We start from the raw sequence: 18,454 nt of genomic DNA on the forward strand, positions 1-18,454 counted from the left end.
GCCTTCATCAACGCGTCTAGCACGCGGGCGTGGCGATCCGGAGTCAGCAACTGCAGAGTTTCGAGAGCGAAGGCGCCCGCGATCCTCATGGCAGCGATGAGTATCGCACGTCGCCGCGAACCCGACGCAAATGCAAATCCCATGAAAGCAAACGCCGCGAAGTGCTCCAGTTGCGAACTGGCAACCGTCGGACGATTATGTATTGGAGACAGCGTCACAAAGGTGATGAAGGCGACGGTCAACCAGCCGAGAGTGAGCGACAGCCGTCGGATCACACCTCCCTGCCCCGAGCGGGGTCGATACAGCTCCATCGCCCCTCTTGGCTAGTTCGGTTAACTCGATCGTATGAGACCTGCTTCGCTCAGCGCGACTGCAGCTTTTTTGATCGTTCCCCAGGACAATCGAGCCCGTTCAGCGATATCAAGAAGCGAGTTCTCTCCATCGGACATATTCAGGACCCACAGCAACGCCAACTGGAAGTCTCCGGCTGCAAGTCCGCCAAGTCCGCTGTAAAGGCCGTAGATGCCCAATCTAGGCTCGCAAAAAGGTTTCACGCTTCGATAGTACATATTGTTCTCGATGATATCGATGGTCGCGATTACCTTCGACAGCGTGTCGCGCAGTGCATCTGGACGAACAAAGTCCAGATTGTCTGCCGAGCTATGATACTCCGCGAACTTGCCAAAAGGCGTTCGCATCACGGTCCCAATCGGAAGGTCGAAACCAGGCGAACAGTACTGCCGTTCGTCGTAGCCATAAGGTGAGAAGTCCTGGATCTCGTGCGGATCGGCACACTGCTCGAGGACGTAGGACCAAGCCCTATCGATCTCCGTATTCCCGCGGCGGCTCCTCTTGTAGGTCATCGGCCCCGGATCTCCGACACAGGTTAGCACAAACCCATGCTTCACTCGCCCAACACGCGCCTCGTTGAGCGCCAACCAGGTGATCGAACCGATCGTGCCCGGCACAAATAGGAAGCGATAGGTGTACCTCGGCTCCATGTTGCAAAGGTGCTGCGCAAGAGCTGTCGCAACTGCAATCCCGGACAGATTGTCATTGCACATCGATGGATGGCAAATGTGACAGGAGATCAATACTTCTTCCGAAGTTCGACCGGGCACTCTCAGTTCACCGTATGTCAGATGACCGGGGCCGAGGCTTGCGTCGACACACACCTCATAGTCGTCTTCCCGCATCGCCAGCAATTGATTGTGCGGCAGACAAAATCCCCAGGTCGCCTTATAGTAGCTCGTGCGATAGGGAATCCAATCGGGCTTTTCCGGGTCCGTGTATAGATGCGGCTTGAGCTCATCGAGCGTCATGCGTGCTCGCACTGGAACGCTGTAGTTCAGGAGATGCAGATTCGATCTCTTGAAGTCGACCACGCGCTCTCCGGCGCTATTCTTGATGTATGCATCCCGAACATTCCATTCTGGCGGAACGGTCCAGTCGAATACCTGGAGGCCCGATGGCACCTCACAGGTCGTAAGGGGGATGTAATTCCGGATCAGGTCGATCGTTCTTCGGACCCCGTCCCCTGTGATGCTTCGGCAGATCGGATACATATCAACGACGAACTGATAGAGTGCCTGTCCGCTTTCGTCAGCCGACAGATCCACCACTTCCTCCTCGTCCGTGAGGTTCGCAAGGTCTACATGCCGCGCGATGTCGTCCATATCTCCGCCTCGCCAGGAACCCTCCATCCCGTCAATCGACAATCCTGGGCTCCGGAATCGGCACCACGAATTGAGCTCCCCAGCTACGGGCGAACGACAGCTGGTTGACAACCTCTCGCTTCAAGTTCCAGGGCAGAATCAATATGTAATCCGGCTTCGTTACATTGATCCTCTCGGGCTCGAAGATCGGAATGTGGGTGCCTGGCAGGAGGCAGCCTTGCTTGTGCGGGTTTCGATCAACCGTGTACTCGATGAGATCCGTTGTAATGCCGCAGTAGTTCAAGAGGGTGTTGCCCTTGGCGGGAGCACCGTATCCCACCACGCGTTTGCCTTGGCGTTTCGCATCCTCAAGGAACGCGATCAGCTTGCGTTTGATTTGCAGCGCACGTTCTTCAAACTCATCGTAGTGATCAAGATTGGCATATCCGGCGCTGATCTCGCGCGCCCTAAGATCATGCACCCGGTGCGAGATTGGATGCCATCCCTTGCTGCCATGCTGGGCATAAATCCTCAGCGACCCGCCATGCGTCGGCAGCTCTTCGACATCAAATAAGGTCAAGCCATGCGCTGCGAAGACCCTCTCGGCCGAGATGAGGGAAAAGTATGAGAAGTGCTCGTGATAGATCGTGTCGATCTGACATTCATCAAACAATCGCATTAGATGAGGGAATTCCATCGTGATGACACCTTCGTCGTCAAGCAGGATGCTCATGCCTTTGACGAAGTCGTTCAGGTCCGGAACGTGGGCCAGGACATTGTTTCCAATCAACAGAGAGGCCCGCAATCCTTCGCGTCGCAAGGCACGTGCCGCGCGTTCGCCAAAGAACTCTACGCGGGTCGGAATGCCCTTTGCTCGCGCTACAGCGGCGACGTTTTGCGCTGGCTCGATTCCCAAAACGGGCACACCCGCCTCGACCAGGAATTGCAACAAATACCCGTCGTTGCTCGCAATCTCCACAACCTTGTTTTGGGGACCAATTCCAAACCTGTCGATGACTCGTTCAACATAGGACTTCGCGTGTTGCAGCCATGACTCGCTATAGGATGAAAAATACGCATAGTCGCCGAAGATGTTCTCTGGCGCTTCCCACTCCTCCAGTTGAACAAGGAAGCATTCCCCGCAAACATATGCACGCAAGGGGAAGAATCGCTCGTCCGCTTTGGCTTTTTCGTCGCGCAGATAGGAGTTGGCCAGCGGCGACAGCCCGAGATCGAGGAACACGTGCTTAAGGGGGGCATTGCAGAAGCGGCAGCAGCTCGGCTCCGCTGCCTGTGTGGATGGTGTTACGGCGCTGAGGGGGTGGGCGACTTCATTCAACATTCTACGGCTCCTGGCGGGCAAGCAACGATGGTTGCCTGGACGCTAACTTCCGTCGGCGCCCAGCTATTGACGGTCGTCAAGTCGCGTTTGATTTTTTGGCGCGGCATCAAGGTGAGCACGTGGCGCAACTTCGTTTTGATGAAAGCGCGCCTCTGATCTAGGCACCTTCCCGCGCAGCGAGGCTCATTCCCGCCTTCAACTCAGCGCCGATCTCGCTATAGCGCTTCCATCTCCTGTCGCGCTCCGAGATCACACGCACCTCTAGCGGCCAAGCGATTGCGATGGCCGGGTCATCGTGAGGCAGCCCACCTTCCGCGCCTGGCGCGTAGTAGTTGCCAATCAGATAGGTCAGCTCGGTGTCGTCCGTAAGCGTAATAAAGCCGTGCGCGAAGCGCTCCGGTATGTACAGCCCGCGTCCATTGTCAGCCGACAGGTTGACGGTGATATGGCGCAAATAGGTGGTTGATTCCGGCCTTAGATCGACGATGACGTCGACCACCGCGCCCTTCGTGCAGCGCACATACTTGGTTTCCGCCGCCGGCGGATACTGGAAGTGCAAGCCGCGCAACGTGCCGCGTTTCGCATTGTAGCTGATACTTCCTTGCACGAACACCGGCCTGAGACCGTGCGCCAGAAATGAATCGGCGCAGAACATTCGGGCAAAGTACCCTCGGTCATCCTGATGCCTGTCGATGTCCACGGTGTAGGCACCGGGAAGGATTGTTTCCGAGAATATCATGCGGGAGGGACGTTTATGGTTCAGGCCTCTAGAAGAGCACGATTCGGCAAAGTTGAACTGCAAACCACAGTAGAACGAGATCCCACGCGAGCACACTAATCAACGCAAGCGCAACACCGAGAACAGGCCAGCTGACGGCTTGCGTCACCGTTTTAGCGGCGCCGATTACCGATATGTATCTTGCGGTCCTGAGTTGATTGACTTCGGACATTGTTCGCCTTCACCTGAGACGTTGGTGCCTTTCAGGCTAGCTGACGCTGCATTCGTCAACCTGACGAATCTCAATAACGACACACACTATCCCTCCTGCCGCGAAACGATTTGCGGAAACGTTTGCAGCGATAGACCCCGAAATTTGAGAACCCTCAACTATGTGACATTTTAGCGCCATCAAATGAGCTAGGACGCGCCACACGGGTGCCGGCCGTTGATCCATCGAATGGTGCGCAAAGAGAGGTTTTGTCATGAGGATGCGTTCTCCTTGCCGTTCAGGTGAGCCGTTGCGGGCGGGTCTCGAGGTGTTCAAGATGTCCGATGAACTGCGATTTCGAGCACGCTCGGCTATCCCCGGTGGAGCACACACCTACGCGAAGGGCGATGATCAATATCCCCTCCGAGCGCCTGGATTTATCTCGAAGGGCCTGGGCTGCCACGTCTGGGATGCGGATGGTAACAGGTTCATCGAATACGGCATGGGATTGCGCGCGGTGGCGCTGGGGCATGGCTTTCCCGCTGTGGTAAAGGCCGCCGTCGAACAACTGTCGCAAGGAACCAACTTCACACGGCCTTCACCGCTGGAGGTCGATTGCGCGGAGCGCCTGATCGAATTGGTACCCGGCGCAGAGATGGCAAAATTCACCAAGGACGGGTCGACGGCGACGACGGCTGCAATCCGGCTTGCCCGTGCCTTCACCGGCCGGGACATGCTAGCGCTATGCTCCGACCACCCCTTCTTCTCTTACGACGATTGGGCGATCTGCACGACACCGATGGACTCCGGCATCCCCCAGGATGTGGCGCGGCTGACGCTCGGCTTCCGATACAACGACTTGGCCTCGGCCGAAGCGCTTTTCGCTCGGTATCCGGGCCGCATCGCAGCGCTGATCCTCGAGGCCGAAAGGGACGTGCCGCCGGCCGCCGGCTATCTGATCGGCTTGCGCGAGCTTTGTCATCGGAATGGCGCTCTCTTCATTCTCGACGAGATGATCACGGGCTTTCGATGGCCGAAGTGCTCTGCGCAGCGCCATTACGGAGTTGAATCCGATCTATCGACGTTCGGAAAAGCGCTAGGCAACGGCATCGCCATCTCCGCGCTGCTGGGCAAGCGTGAGATAATGCAACTGGGCGGCCTCGAGCATGGTCGTGACCGTGTGTTCCTACTTTCAACCACGCATGGAGCCGAGACCCACGCTTTGGCTGCGGCATTGGCCGTTATGCGCACCTATCGTGATGAGCCTGTCGTCGAGACGCTTCACCTCCAGGGAAAGCGCCTGAAAGTTGGGGTTGACGCTTCCGCACGTCGTCGCGGACTGACCAAGCATTTCAAACTGGCCGGCCGTACGTCCAACTTGATCTACACGTGCTACGATGCCGACGGTGCGCCGTCACAGACCTTTCGCACGCTGTTTCTCCAGGAAACAATCCGTCGCGGCTTGCTGGCGCCCTCGCTGGTCGTGAGCTACTCGCACTCCGACGATGATATTGACCGGACCATCGAGGCAATTGATGGCGCACTTGACGTATACCAGAAGGCGCTCGAGGACGGACCAGAAGCTCACCTGATCGGACGACCGGTTCAACCAGTATTCCGCCGACGAGCCACCGGATCGTCGAAAAGTCCAGCGCGCGCGTCAGTCGACGCAAAGACCAATGAAACGATCATAACCTGACGCTCGGTAGGCAGCTTCCAAACAAACTTCGTACGGTCGCCAGTCCACCAGGAGCAGGCCCGCCGTGGGGTTGACAGAGCAATCACGGCGAGACGCTCGTAAGGCGATATCAAATCAATCGATAGACCGCCCGTTGGAGACCCGCGCCAGACCTTCCAGGTTCGTAAACCTGATGGTCTTGCGATTGGGAAGGTCAATAAGCTTCTTCGCCTTGAACTCCGCGAGCGTGCGACAAACCGTTTCGAGCGACGTTCCAACGTGATCCGCAATATCGGCCCGGGGCAACTGAAGTCGGAGCGCTTCCGGACGCTTGGAATCGGGCGGCAGGTGCCGTCGAATGCGGAGCAGGAGCCAGGCGATACGTGCGACGCAATTTTTTTGGCTCATGGTCATCACCAACGTGAGGGTGTCGGCCAAAACCTGGTGCGCACCGCAGGGTTCGTCGCTGCGGCACACTCCTGAGACCTTCGATCGAATGACGCGGCAATCTGTCACAGCCTCTGCTGTAAACTGTTGGTGGGTTGAATGAGTCGGCATGACCACATCGCCAGGCCAATAGAAAGCCAGAATTTGGCGATTTCCGTTCTCAAGAAGTCGGACTGCCCGAACGACGCCCTGGACAATTTCGATCTTATGAGCTTCTTCCTCTCCTTCCCAGAAGAGGGCCCTGCCGCGAGGTATGAAGGACGCGGAGGGCCGTCTGAACTCAGAAACGTCGTTACGGCTCAATCTATTGTTTGACGAAAATAATTTACCCTCATCGAGGGACGCGGATTCCGTAAGCATGTCTGATCACCTCAGCATGTAATCAATACACTGAAGTGTAGGCGCTCCTGCCCCGAACGGTATTCAGGCTCTTGCGTTAGGATTTTGCGAGTTCCGAATAAGCCGGACGGTCTAGTCCATCTGACGATAAAACTATTCGCTGCTCACGCCGCGCCCAATCGCGCAAACCTTTCGTGCAAACTGTCGAGTAAAATGCTCGTGTATGCAGCAGGCGCCTCTAGTTCTGCATCACGGTCCGTTCGCGAGATTCGCGACACCACGGGCCCACCACCCGAGTGGATCATACAGGAACGCAATCCTGCCAGGGGATCTTAACGGGCAGGGTGTCGAGATGGACTGCAGTACCATCCACATTAATAAGAGCTACCCCTGCGATTCCGCGCATCCGGAGGCGCCGAGTTCGAGCGGCGTCCTTCGCTTGCCTCGACAGCGGCGGGGCGGAGCTTTCCCGCAGTCTCACCTTGGAGGCTGTTCTTGCCGATGGCTTACACCTGGCCAATTTCAGCTTCGGGCGGTTTCGTCGATACTTCCGGCCGTAGGGACATTCATTTGACGGCGTTCACTTCAGGAGACGGCGATCGCCCCGCACATCGTGCAAGGAATGGTTCGACCAACGAGGACCGGAGATATGGCTCAAACTTTGGTCGGCGCCACTGGCCCCGTTTACCACAAACCTCTTGCTCTTAATTCTCGTCGTCAACCGGTCCCTGGACCCGACTAGTTTCGCGGCCATGAATGCCGCCTCGGTTCGATTGCGAGCACCGAGTGCGCGCAGAAGCGCAGCCGTATGAATCTTGCTGGTCCCCTCTGCGATATTGAGTTCGCGCGCAATCTCCTTGTTCGACATCCCCTGAGCCAGCAGCGGAAGAACCTCGTTCTGCCGGCGCGTCAATCGCAGCGCCTCAAGGTCAAAGCTAACCGAATGAATAGCCTCCGGTTGCCCAACATCGTCATCGGCCAGCCACCTTGGAACGTAAATACGTCCCGATAAGAGATCCGCGATCGCGGACAGCAATTCCTCATCTGATTGAAGCTTGGGTACGAAACCATGGAAGCCGGCTGAAAGATATCGCAACACGTCCGCACGGGTGTTCGAGGTCGACATCACGGCAATGCGAGTTGTCGGCTTTATGTCGAACAGTTCGGCAAGGACGCCAAGCGAACGCTGATTGAGACAACCATGATCGATCAAAATCAGATCGAAACTTAAGGCGAGATCGAAACCTTCGAGCCGGGAAGCATCCAAAACGCGAGATTTCTTGAACCGGCTTTCGATCACATCTCGGAGGCCGCTCCGATAAACACTGTGCTCATCGACTACCAAAATAGCAGACACTGCTCAAACCCCGAGCAATCCCGTACTCTTACCCGGGATTCTCATATCCTGGCAGCAGACTGATATAAAAGCGAGCAACACCGCCCACTAAAAACGCTCTAGATATTGCTCTTCGATACCGCCGCCGGGCATTTTGCCACTGTACAACCAATCGGAATATCGCAACGCAAAAACGATATCGCGGGCGCAGGAAAAGTCAACGGTTTGAAACAATCTAGAATGATTCTGCGGTGGGGTAGCACGCCAGGGGGCGTCACACCCGCGTCACATCGCGATCTTGACGCCGCCCTTCAGCAGCGACCAACAATCACGCGCTGGCGATCACTGAAACGGATTCGCCGATTGGCGTCCACCGCAAGTGGGAATCCAGCTGCTCCGTGTGCTGCAAGTGGCGGAGCTCGGAAAGGCGAGTAAAAGGCGCAGCGTTGAACGTGGCTTCATCCAGCTGGATGCGCTCGAACACGGTCCTCAGTTGCCCTGCGCCGCGCTTCGCATTCCATTGACAACGGAAGCTTGGCATGTGCGCCTTGATCTTCGCAAAGGACACGCGATAACTGCGGTTGTCCGGGCCGCTTGAGCCGAATGACAGCTCGCAGCCGGGGAAGGTGTCGTTCACAATCTCTGCAATTTCACGCACCGTATAGTTCTGAGTCTCATCGCCGACGTTGAATGCCTCGGCAAAGACCGCCTCGCGTGGCGCTGAGAGGGCACACAAGATGGCCTGGCAGATGTCGTCGATGTGAACCAGCGGACGACAAGGTGTGCCGTCGCTCATGACGCGAATCTTCCCGGTCGTGAATGCCCAGCCGGAGAGATTGTTCAGAACCAGGTCGAAGCGCTGTCGCGGCGATGCCCCAAAGGCCGTCGCATTGCGCAAAAACACCGGCGTGAAGCGGGAGTCCGCCAGCTCGAGAAGATCACGCTCGACAAGCACCTTGCAACGCGCGTAGGCGGTTTGAGGATCGCACGACGATGTTTCGGATTTCAGCTCGCCACCGCCCGCCGCACCATAGATGCTGCATGACGACGCGTAGATAAATCGCCCGATGCCGGCCGCCTTGCATTTGCGCGCGAACTCCACCGATCCACGATGGTTGATTTCCATCGTGATCGCGGGATCATTCTCCCCGAGCGGATCATTCGACAACTCCGCCAGGTGAACCACGGCATCGAAGCCCGCCAAGTCGGACCGCAACAGTTGCCGCGTATCACGCGACATAACCATGGGGCGCGTCCTGCCGTCATCGAACAGCCAGCCGCGGCGATACAGACCGGTGTCGATGCCGACCGCATCGCAGCCATTTTCGAGCAACTTCGGACCGAGTACCGCTCCGATATAGCCATCAGCTCCTGTGAAGAGAACGCGCATGTGATCATCTCCTCAAAGCGTGGCTCGACCGGCAATAGCCGGCTCGGTGACCTTGGCGATCGCGCCGGCCGCAACGCCATCCTTGCTCCACACGCACCAGGGCGGATCTCCCCCGTCCCAGAGTTCCTGCAGCACGGTCTTGTCGCGCAGCGTGTCCATGTTCTGCCAGTAGCCGCGGTGCCTGTAGACGGTGAGTTGGTCGAGTTCTGTCAGCCGCGCGAGTGGTTCGCTCTCCCAGCTCGTGTCATCGCCGTCGACCAGATCGAGAGCCTGAGGCTCGATGACGAAGAAGCCACCATTGATGACCTGGCCGTCGCTCGCGTCCTTCTCGCGGAAATTCGCCGCTCGCGGGCGGTCAGAGGAGAGATTGATCGCACCGAAACGGCCGGGCAACTGGACCGCGGTGACAGTTGCAAGCGCGCCCTGCTGATGATGAAACCTGATCAATTCGCGAATGTTGACGTCGCTGACACCATCGCCATAGGTCATGCAGAAGGTGGAATCGCCAAGATGCTCGCGCACCCGCTTGAGCCGACCTCCCGTCATCGTCTTCTCGCCGGTATCAACCAGCGTCACCTTCCAAGGCTCGCAGCCGTTTCGATGCATTTCAATGCGATTGCGTTGAAGATCGAGCGTGAAATCTCCCTGGTGAGACAAGTAGCTCATGAAATAGTCCTTGATCACCGTGCCCTTGTAGCCACAGCAGATAACGAACTCATTCAAGCCGTGATGAGAATAGAGCTTCATGATGTGCCACAGGATCGGACGACCGCCGATCTCTACCAACGGCTTTGGAACCACCGAGGTGTGCTCGCTCAATCTCGTTCCATAGCCGCCGGCGAGAATGACCACCTTCATATGACTCTCCTGTCTCGGGGGTCCCGCTCAATCCCCGCATGCGTAATGTGCGGATGGCGGGTCACACTGGACGGTAAGTCGCCGCTGCCAGGCCAAGTTGATAACCGTCAACTCGACTGAGCGTATTTAACGAGCGTTTGCCGCGTCGTGACGAGCGCTCGCTTCGAGGATTTGACACCTGTCAACTTGCCTCGTCCCCACCCTCATAATCAAAGATCGAGGCGACCGCGTCTGACCCGTGACGGGACCGAACGATGAAATCGATCGATGACAAATGGAAAGAGTCGAACGGGAGGCCCGCAGGTTTCGACCTCCTACGCATCATACTGGCAATTGCAGTAATCCTCTGGCATTCCGTCGCAGTCTGCTATGGCCTGCCAGCCGAGCAATGGTTCTATGGCGGCCCTCTGAAGCCCCTTGTCTGGCTGATCGTTCCGGCCTTCTTTGCACTAAGCGGCTTCCTTGTGGCGGGAAGCCTGGAGCGCAACGATCTTCCGTCATTCGTCACGTTGCGCGTCATCAGAATTTTTCCTGCCCTGACCGCGGAAGTCATCATTTCTGCGATACTGATTGGTCCGCTCCTTACGAACCTTCCGCTGTCACGATATTTCACGGATCCAGACTTCTTTCGCTACTTCCTCAACATGATCGGCGACATCCACTTCTACTTGCCGGGTGTCTTTTCCGATTTGCCCGTGCCGAACATGGTGAATGGTCAGCTCTGGACTGTCCCACATGAACTCGAATGCTATCTGGCGCTCAGTGCGGCCGCGATGATCGGCCTCACCAAGCGTCACCGGACATTCCTGTTCGCCGTACTGTTCATCATTCTTGCATTCGCACTGCGCAACATGCTCAGCGGCAAGCCGGGCTCACCGGCCGCCCCCCCGGGCCGCCTGCTAGTACTCGCCTTTTTGTGCGGGGTCGCGCTGTTTCTCAATCGAGGCCGGATCGTGTATTCGCACTGGCTTCTCCTGATCAGCGCCGCCGGCTTCGTCGTCGCTGTGCTCTCATCAACCCGAGCCGGCGAAGATCTCGCCGCCATCTTCATCGCCTACCTCACAGTGTATCTCGGGCTGCTCAATTTCAGCATTGGGCCGATTACCAAGGTCGCAGACTACTCGTACGGCGTATATCTCTACGGATTCCCCGTTCAGCAGACAGTGGCGCAACTGATGCCGGGCCACCGCATATGGTACATGAACTTTGGGATCAGCCTCGCCGTGACACTCGTCTTCGCGATAGCGTCCTGGCATCTGCTCGAATCCAAGGTGATGGCGAGGAAAAAGCGGATTCTCGCTTTCGTCGCCGCGCTCCAGGTTCGCTTGCGAAATCTCCTTGTGGTCCCCCGGGCCTGCTGGTCCGTCGCTCCGCGAAAGCACGCGCAACGCCTCCCAAGTGAAACAAGGCCTGCAAATTCTCCTGCTGACGGAGAGCAAGACAACCGCTTCGGCTCTCTCCCCGTAAGAAACGTCGATGCCGTTCGGCGTCCTGAGGAACCTCAAACGTCCATCGCCGCGGCCATGAAGGTCGATCAGACTATCGAAAAGCGGCGCGCCAACCGCTGCAGGATAGGCATTTGGCCGTAGGCCGCCGGATCTGGGCCGATCCGACCATCAGGCCGATCCAGCCCCGCAATGACGGCGTGGTCCTGACTGGTCAACTCAAAACTGAACAGATCAATGTTGGCAGCCATGCGAGCCGGGTTAGCCGATCTCGGGATCGCGACTGAGCCATTCTCAAGGTGCCAGCGAAGAATCACCTGCGCGATGCTGCAGCCGCAGCGCTCGGCAATGGCCTGGATCCTCGGATCGTTGAGAGCCCTGCCCTGCCCGAGCGGGCTCCAGGCCTGGGTCGCGATGCCGTACCGCTCATGGACGTTCCGCAACGAGTGTTGCTGAAACGCGGGATGCAATTCGATCTGATTGACCGCTGGCGTTACACCGGTCTCGCCCACGATGCGCTCCAGATGGTCAGCCGTAAAATTTGACACCCCGATCGACCTGACACGCCCCTGTTTCTGGAGTTCGATGAGTGCACGCCAGGTTTCGACGTAGGTCGCACGTTGAGGGCACGGCCAATGTATGAGGTACAGATCGACGACATCCAGTTGCAGCCTGGTCGCGCTTGCATCGAAAGCGCGCATCGTCCGGTCGTATCCTTGATCTTCATTGCGGAGCTTCGTCGTGACAAAGTACTCGCTTCTCCGCAGGTCCACCTGCTTCAAGGCCGCGCCGAGTCCGCCCTCGTTCCCGTAGCTCGCAGCGGTATCGAACAAACGATATCCCGCATTGATCGCGGTCGCGACGATCTCGGGTGTGTTGGCATTGTCGATCTGCCAGACGCCGAAGCCAAGTTGGGGCAGTGAATGACCATCATTTAGCAGAACCATCGGAACGTTTCCCGCGGCCGACCCATGTTGCGCTTGCGGAGAAGCGACGTGCAATGTTGAAGGGCTGTAGGCGTTGGAGGATTGCAAGAGAGGCTTTGCTCCCACACTTGGAATCGTCAGCGCTCGGGCTGATGTAGGCGCGCTAGGCGCCCTGGCGGTATCACCAATCACTGCCGGGCGGAATATGCGGCCGCCGCCTGCAATGCTGCGCAACATCATGCCCTTCATCCAATCACGGACCACCGACGTGCGGCTTTCGAATACGAAATAGAATATCCCCGCAGCGATCAGACAAAAAAGGATGAAGCTCGCGTCCAGCCCGACTGATGCGAGCGTGAAATGCTGACGGCCACTGGCAACGGTGACGTTGAGGAGCAGCAGGATCGAATGGTGGATCGCGTACAATGAAAAGCTGAATTTCGCGAGTTCCCGGCCCGTTCGCAGCCATGAAGGCAGCGGCACCCTCAGATAGTCTATACCGACAACGAATGCGGCTGTGACCAATCCAATGGCCAGACTCGCTGCCGCCCATTGAGGAAGCAGGCCCTTGGACGCGAGAGCATACAAGCCAGCGACACTCACTAGGAAGCCGAAACACCACACCCACACCGGCGCAATCACGGCATAGGCGATCACACCGAGACACCAGATCGAAAATAGGAAGAAGAGTCTCAGACCGATGTGCGTGCCGCTCGCGTCGTGATATTCTGCCAGTCCGAACAATCCGAAGACCGCAAGGATCAGCAGAAGATAGGCCGGCGTCCTGCGGACCGAAATCAGCGCAAAGAACAGCAGGTAATACCAAAATTCGGCCGCCAGGCTCCATAGAGCTACATTGCCGGCGAATTCCGAACACGCGATGGTCTGGAGAAACAAGCCGTTGCAGATTGCGGTGGCAGCCCCGACAGGTGCGTTGAAAATTGCCGCACTGTTGTAGACGTCCTGATGAGAGGAAACATAGGACTGCCAGCCTGCCGATTGCCTCGCTGAAACATAGATGCAAAAGGAAAGCGTCAGCGCTGGCAGGAGTACAACATAGAGGCGCGCCAAGCGCGCCGAGAAATAGTCCACCGCATGCAGCCGTCCACGCAGGCTTCTGATCAGCGCCGGACCACCGACCAGGTATCCGCTCAAGACGAAGAACACCAGGACCGCAGCTGGACCATGCGCGCTCAATGCCCAGAGAATGGAATAGACCATCCTGATCGCCGGGCCATGGCTTCCGTCCGGGACCTTTTCCATGAACATCAGCTGATAGGAATGGAAAGCCAGAACCTCGACGGCCGCGAGTCCGCGCGCGAGATCGAGCCAATCCGACAAAACGGTAGACACTCCCGTCTCTGCGCGAAAAGTGATCACGACATACCTTCCGTCTCGATCAATGGGTTAGCCCGAGAACAACGAAGGCTTGTGCTTAGTCTTGATTTTCTGCAGTCGAATTGACGCCTCTCAATAATGCGCGTGCAGGACATTCAGCGACGAGATGCTTCACTGCCGCTCAACGAGCGTCGCGCGCGCTGCCGAGGGGTCCGACCAAACTCTGATCGCAAGACCGCGAATTTCGACGCCGTGCACACTCCCGACTGCCGCGGGACAATTCGACGCAAGTAGCCGAATCCATGATCACTGCACGAGGGGACAAGGCAAAAAACGCTTACAATTCTGAGCTGTAGCGATATCCACGACCAAGCGCCTTTGCTCTTCGCGAAGGCAAATACATTTCATCTTCCGCTTTGATCGAAGCACGCCGCACTCTCGTACCGTTCGGCAACTTCTCAATCACATTGGCGACAAATTCTGTTGCAAGCGTTGGCGCAGGTAAGGAAACGCTTGCACTGCACTGGTCGTCTCGATTGGCGGCCATCGCACAAAATTCGTGCAAGCCGGCAGGCGCTCAAGCGCTGTCAGTACAACTACGTCGATTGAACTTTGCTTTGGCTTGGTTCATCTTTTGGGGAAAGGCGCAAACGTGATTCGACAGGCTCGATTTCCGTGACGCTCGAATGTTGGCTGTACGGCGCACAGCCCATTCTTGCGAGTATCTCTCTCAGCAGAAATAGCATTCAGTTAGCGTGAACGGCGTGACGTTGATCACGCTTCGGGGACTCGGCGACGACCTCGCCGGGATGAGTGCTGACTCCTGCCTTCGCGACATCAACACATCCTACCAGGAATCCTACATGGCTATTTCGTTGTCGGAGCTAATCAAACAGAACACGCTTGGGCAAAGCGAGGCATTCCCCGACGGGGTGCCGCATAGCTACAGCTGGTATCAAGGCTGGAATCCCGGCGGGCAATTGACCCCGCCTGCGGACTTCACCGCTGTTGAGGGCTGGGGACAGGTTTACACGGAGGAAGGAGCTCCCGCCTCCCCAAACGCAGATGTCCAGGTCGCCAACGCGAAGACCTATGTACACATCAAGGAGACCGGCCAATGGGTGCTGGTTCAAGACCAGTCTAAGCTCGGACTAGGAGGAGGGCATTTCGTCGAGGATTTTGCGGGCAATTCAGCCTATCCGATGCAAGTGACCAATCTAAACGGGACCGCGAGCTTTGATGCCCCTGTGGATGGGTACAATGATCATTTCTGGTATGGGGCGCGAGGAACGTACACCGCAGGAACGGTCGACGGCGTCTATGTCCAGATGGACATGAGAACGACAGACCCGAACGCGCAACTGGTGGCCATGGTCGGCGTCGACTGGTGGCGCAGCGCGACGGCTCCTTTCCTTGCCGACCACAGCAACAATCCGGGTGTCGGCGGAAGCAACTGGGTTGAGCTTTCCACCCAGTGGAAGACGATTGGCTACTATTCCATGAGCACTGCGGCCTTCACGGCTGACTTGCCGCCGCCGCTGCTCGGATCCTCGGAAACTCCTCCGGTCGTGCCGGCAGACACGCTGGCGCCGGCAGCGCCATCTATCACGGCGTTCACACCGGATACGGGCACCGTCGGTGACAAGACCACGGACGCCAAGCAATTGACGTTAAGCGGGACAGCAGAAGCCGGCAGCACCGTGAAGGTCTTTGAGGGAGCGACCGTGATTGGCGCGGCGCAGGCCAACGCAAGCGGCGCCTGGAGCCTGACAACGGCTCAATTGGCGGTCGGGACCCATGCCTTCACTGCGACCGCCACCGATGCAGCAGGCAATGTCAGCACCAAATCGGCTGCGCTGAGTGTGATCGTGAGTGCGCCTGTCGTTACCCCACCGCCGACAAATAGCACGAACCTGCTCGTCAATGGCTCGTTCGAAGCCACGACTTTGGCGGCCTTTGCCGATGGCCGTTGGGGAGCGTACGATTCCGTGTCCGGCTGGACCGCGCTCTCTGGCGGCAAGATCGAACTCTGGAACAATCTTGGTGGGATCAAGGCCAGCGATGGAGGCAATTTCGGCGAGCTGGATTATGCCGGAGCTCGAGATGGCTTCTATCAGGACGTCAAGACGGATGCGGGGAAGGTCTACAACTTGTCCTTCGATGCGCGCTCACGACCCGGCTTCACCGGTTCGACCTGCTCGATTGAGGTGTTGTGGAATGGCTCAGTCATCGCCACCGTCCCGCCCGGCGCCGCATGGGAAACCTACGATTTCAAGGTGGTCGGGACCGGCGGCCGGGATCGCCTCACATTCCGCGAGCTGGCGAGCCAAGGTAGCGACGGACTGGGCGCGCTCTATGACAACATCGAATTGAGCGCCGCAGCGTCTCAATCCGTCACGCAACCGCCGACGGCAGGCACCAACCTGCTCACGAACGGGTCCTTCGAATCGTCTTCGATGGTACCCTTGCTGGACGGTCGATGGGGGGCCTTCAATTCCGTTTCGGGCTGGCACGCCATCAGTGGCGGCACCATCGAGCTCTGGAACAATCTCAACGGCGTAAAGGCCAGCGACGGGGGAAATTACGGCGAGCTGGACTATGCCGGAGCTCTCGATGGCTTGTATCAGGATGTAAAGACCACCGCCGGCCAAGAGTACGTCCTCTCCCTCGATGCCCGTTCGCGGCCGGGGTTCACAAGCTCCACTTGCTCGATCGAGGTGTTGTGGAATGACTCGGTCATTGGCGTGGTTCCACCGGGAAACAACTGGCAAAGCTACGATTTCAGCGTGGTCGGCACCGGAGGACAGGATCGCCTGACAATTCGTGAGGTGGCTGGCCAGTCTAAGGACGGGCTGGGTGCGCTGTATGACAACATTTCGCTGGTTGCCAAGCCAACAAGTACCGCTTCTGCATCAATGCTGAGTGTTGTAAATCAGGCAGTGGCACTGATGACACAATATGCGGCAGCCGACGTCACCAACACCGGTGCAGAGACCAGCAGAGTCGTGACCAGTGATCCCAACTCTTCTGCCGTTCAAACGCTTGCTTTGCCAGCACAGCACTAGCTCGCTGCACTCGATCGAACGAAGCTTCAGGGTGTCGCGCGGCGGCACCCTTTTGCTATGCGCCACGCGGACCGGCACTCTCTCGCATGGCGAGCACACAAGTGCACGCAAGCGACAGAATAGCGCGCTCACGCAGGCCGCCTCACCTGGAGAACGAGCAAGAAATTGACAATCGTCAACTCGGGCCAACCCAGGTCGCATTAGTTGACATTGGGCGCGCCCTCGAGAATGCCATTCGCCGTCCGTGCGTCCTTCGTGTGATCAATTGTGGAATGGAGACGGTCGTGCACGCCAGCTGGGCCACCTCTGATCAGGATCTGAGCGATAGTCTACCGAACGGCTGGCGGCCGCCGGGGTATCCACCGTGCGACGTTCGGTGATGCTGATCCATGACACCTTTGACGAATGTCACGGAGAGCGAGCCCCTGAATGGCGTCCAAACGGCCGCGAACCACAACCTAGCCACCGATCGGGCCTATCCTTTCGTGACGATCGCCATTCCTACGTACAATCGGGCTGCGCTCCTGAAGGGCTGTGTTGGATCCGCCTTGTCGCAGACCTATCCCCATTTCGAGATCCTCGTCTCGAACAACGCCTCGCCGGACGATACCAGCCGGGTCTTGAGCGGCTTCAAGGACCCGAGACTGAGAATCATCAATCAGGCGACGAATATCGGCCTGCTTCCCAACTGGAATGCCTGTCTCGCGAACGCCAGGGGCGACTACATCGTCTTCGTTTCCGATGATGACAGGATCATGCCATGGCTGCTCGAGCGATGCGCGACTCTCATCAGACAGCAGCCGCAACTCTCGAGCGTGATCACACTGAGCAATCTTCACGCAGCCTCACTCGGGCATACAAGGCCCCCCCGCGCCAGCCGTCTCTGCGCTACGGGCGTTCGGGACGGCACGATAATTCTGAAAGACTTCTTGACGGATCAGATCACGGTCAACATGTGCGGCGTGGTGATGCGTACCGAACTGCTGCGGAGGCGAGGAGGCATTCCGCTTGATCTGCCGCACACGGCCGACGTCGCCGCTTGGGCACCGCTTCTGCTGCTGGGCCGAGCCGGACTGATCAATGAAGCCTGCGCAACCTATACCTATCACGATGATTCCGAGACGGCTCGGCTAGGCGTCGAACAGCTTCTGAACGACGGACGCCGGGTGGCCGATCTGATCGCACAGACCGCAGAGGTTCATGTGCAGGACTTAGAATTGCGCAAGACCATCCAAATCGAGGCCAAACGCTGCTTCGCCCGTCGCGGACTGATCACGCTGTCCGATTTTCGTAAGAGCGGCGGCAGTATTCAGGAGATACTGGAGGTGGCCTGGCGATTTCGTCGCGACCTTTACGATGCGAGCCTGAAGGCCGTTCTCCGCTTCGTTGTTCTCTCCCTTTGTCCGCGATCGCTCACCGCCCGGCTACGCCGCCTAAGGCACAGCACACCGGAGCAACTTGCCTGAACGCGCCCCTTGGCCGCGCTTGTCCACTATCGCCAGTCGTACTCCCTGCTCCGCCACGCCGTTATTGATGCCCCTCAAATCCTGGCGATCCTGCATATGTAGCTTTCCTTAAAGAGAGTGCATGGTCATCAGTTTCCATAGAACGCCGGCATCCAGCCGATCGAAGGGCTTGAATCGGAACACGCTACGGGAGGACGAGCGCAGGCCGCACTACCGGTTCATTGTGCTTGATTCATCATC

At 57.9% G+C, this 18,454-nt stretch carries 13 protein-coding genes and 1 pseudogene; 4 read left to right on the forward strand and 10 right to left on the reverse strand.

The genetic code is table 11. The features are described 5' to 3' along the window. Window positions 1–332: 332 nt before the first annotated feature. The 3 genes from XH79_RS39060 to rfbC form a co-directional block, all read right to left on the reverse strand. Entirely contained in the window at window positions 333–1,676 is a 1,344-nt protein-coding gene (locus tag XH79_RS39060; protein WP_271585153.1) for a DUF4910 domain-containing protein, read from the reverse strand. Window positions 1,677–1,707: 31 nt separating this feature from the next. Further along, window positions 1,708–2,997 (reverse strand): class I SAM-dependent methyltransferase, encoded by a 1,290-nt coding sequence (locus XH79_RS39065; protein ID WP_271585154.1) that lies wholly within the window; start codon window positions 2,995–2,997, stop codon window positions 1,708–1,710. A 157-nt stretch (window positions 2,998–3,154) separates the two neighbouring features. Further along, entirely contained in the window at window positions 3,155–3,736 is a 582-nt protein-coding gene (gene rfbC, locus XH79_RS39070) for a dTDP-4-dehydrorhamnose 3,5-epimerase (RefSeq protein WP_271585155.1), read from the reverse strand. A 527-nt stretch (window positions 3,737–4,263) separates the two neighbouring features. On the opposite strand from rfbC, the gene XH79_RS39075 reads away from it, so the two are divergent. Beyond that, entirely contained in the window at window positions 4,264–5,625 is a 1,362-nt protein-coding gene (locus tag XH79_RS39075) for a glutamate-1-semialdehyde 2,1-aminomutase (RefSeq protein WP_271585156.1), read from the forward strand. A 114-nt stretch (window positions 5,626–5,739) separates the two neighbouring features. On the opposite strand, the gene XH79_RS39080 is transcribed toward XH79_RS39075, so the two are convergent. The 4 genes from XH79_RS39080 to rfbF form a co-directional block, all read right to left on the reverse strand. Continuing rightward, window positions 5,740–6,411 carry a Crp/Fnr family transcriptional regulator gene (locus XH79_RS39080; protein WP_271585157.1) on the reverse strand — a complete coding sequence of 224 codons (672 nt, stop codon included), beginning with the start codon at window positions 6,409–6,411 and terminating at the stop codon, window positions 5,740–5,742. 559 nt (window positions 6,412–6,970) lie between these two features. Then, window positions 6,971–7,747 (reverse strand): LuxR C-terminal-related transcriptional regulator, encoded by a 777-nt coding sequence (locus XH79_RS39085; protein ID WP_271585158.1) that lies wholly within the window; start codon window positions 7,745–7,747, stop codon window positions 6,971–6,973. Between the two features lie 307 nt (window positions 7,748–8,054). Then, a complete protein-coding gene (locus XH79_RS39090; RefSeq protein WP_271585159.1) occupies window positions 8,055–9,116 on the reverse strand; it encodes an NAD-dependent epimerase/dehydratase family protein in 1,062 nt (353 codons plus the stop codon). A gap of 12 nt (window positions 9,117–9,128) precedes the next feature. Next, window positions 9,129–9,974 carry a glucose-1-phosphate cytidylyltransferase gene (gene rfbF, locus XH79_RS39095; RefSeq protein ID WP_271585160.1) on the reverse strand — a complete coding sequence of 282 codons (846 nt, stop codon included), beginning with the start codon at window positions 9,972–9,974 and terminating at the stop codon, window positions 9,129–9,131. 254 nt (window positions 9,975–10,228) lie between these two features. Here rfbF and XH79_RS39100 point away from each other — a divergent pair, with 254 nt between their 5' ends. Next, window positions 10,229–11,563 (forward strand): acyltransferase family protein, encoded by a 1,335-nt coding sequence (locus XH79_RS39100; RefSeq protein WP_271585161.1) that lies wholly within the window; start codon window positions 10,229–10,231, stop codon window positions 11,561–11,563. Here the strand turns inward: XH79_RS39100 and XH79_RS39105 are convergent. The 3 genes and pseudogenes from XH79_RS39105 to XH79_RS39115 all read right to left on the reverse strand — a co-directional run bounded on the left by XH79_RS39105 (window position 11,509) and on the right by XH79_RS39115 (window position 14,230). After that, a complete protein-coding gene (locus XH79_RS39105; protein WP_271585191.1) occupies window positions 11,509–12,366 on the reverse strand; it encodes an aldo/keto reductase in 858 nt (285 codons plus the stop codon). The two genes, XH79_RS39100 and XH79_RS39105, sit on opposite strands and share 55 nt — an antisense overlap. 300 nt (window positions 12,367–12,666) lie before the next feature. Continuing rightward, window positions 12,667–13,725 (reverse strand): annotated as a pseudogene (locus XH79_RS39110) (acyltransferase family protein); the annotation flags it as partial. A 295-nt stretch (window positions 13,726–14,020) separates the two neighbouring features. Continuing rightward, window positions 14,021–14,230 carry a hypothetical protein gene (locus tag XH79_RS39115; protein WP_271585162.1) on the reverse strand — a complete coding sequence of 70 codons (210 nt, stop codon included), beginning with the start codon at window positions 14,228–14,230 and terminating at the stop codon, window positions 14,021–14,023. Window positions 14,231–14,438: 208 nt separating this feature from the next. On the opposite strand from XH79_RS39115, the gene XH79_RS39120 reads away from it, so the two are divergent. Both XH79_RS39120 and XH79_RS39125 read left to right on the forward strand, forming a co-directional pair. Next, on the forward strand, window positions 14,439–16,748 hold the full coding sequence (locus XH79_RS39120) for an Ig-like domain-containing protein (protein WP_271585163.1): 2,310 nt from the start codon (window positions 14,439–14,441) through the stop codon (window positions 16,746–16,748). 485 nt (window positions 16,749–17,233) lie between these two features. Further along, on the forward strand, window positions 17,234–18,214 hold the full coding sequence (locus XH79_RS39125) for a glycosyltransferase family 2 protein (RefSeq protein WP_442870022.1): 981 nt from the start codon (window positions 17,234–17,236) through the stop codon (window positions 18,212–18,214). The last annotated feature ends 240 nt before the right edge of the window (window positions 18,215–18,454 follow it).

Origin of the sequence: Bradyrhizobium sp. CCBAU 45389, assembly GCF_028128625.1 — a bacterium.
In the GTDB taxonomy this organism is placed as follows: domain Bacteria; phylum Pseudomonadota; class Alphaproteobacteria; order Rhizobiales; family Xanthobacteraceae; genus Bradyrhizobium; species Bradyrhizobium liaoningense_B.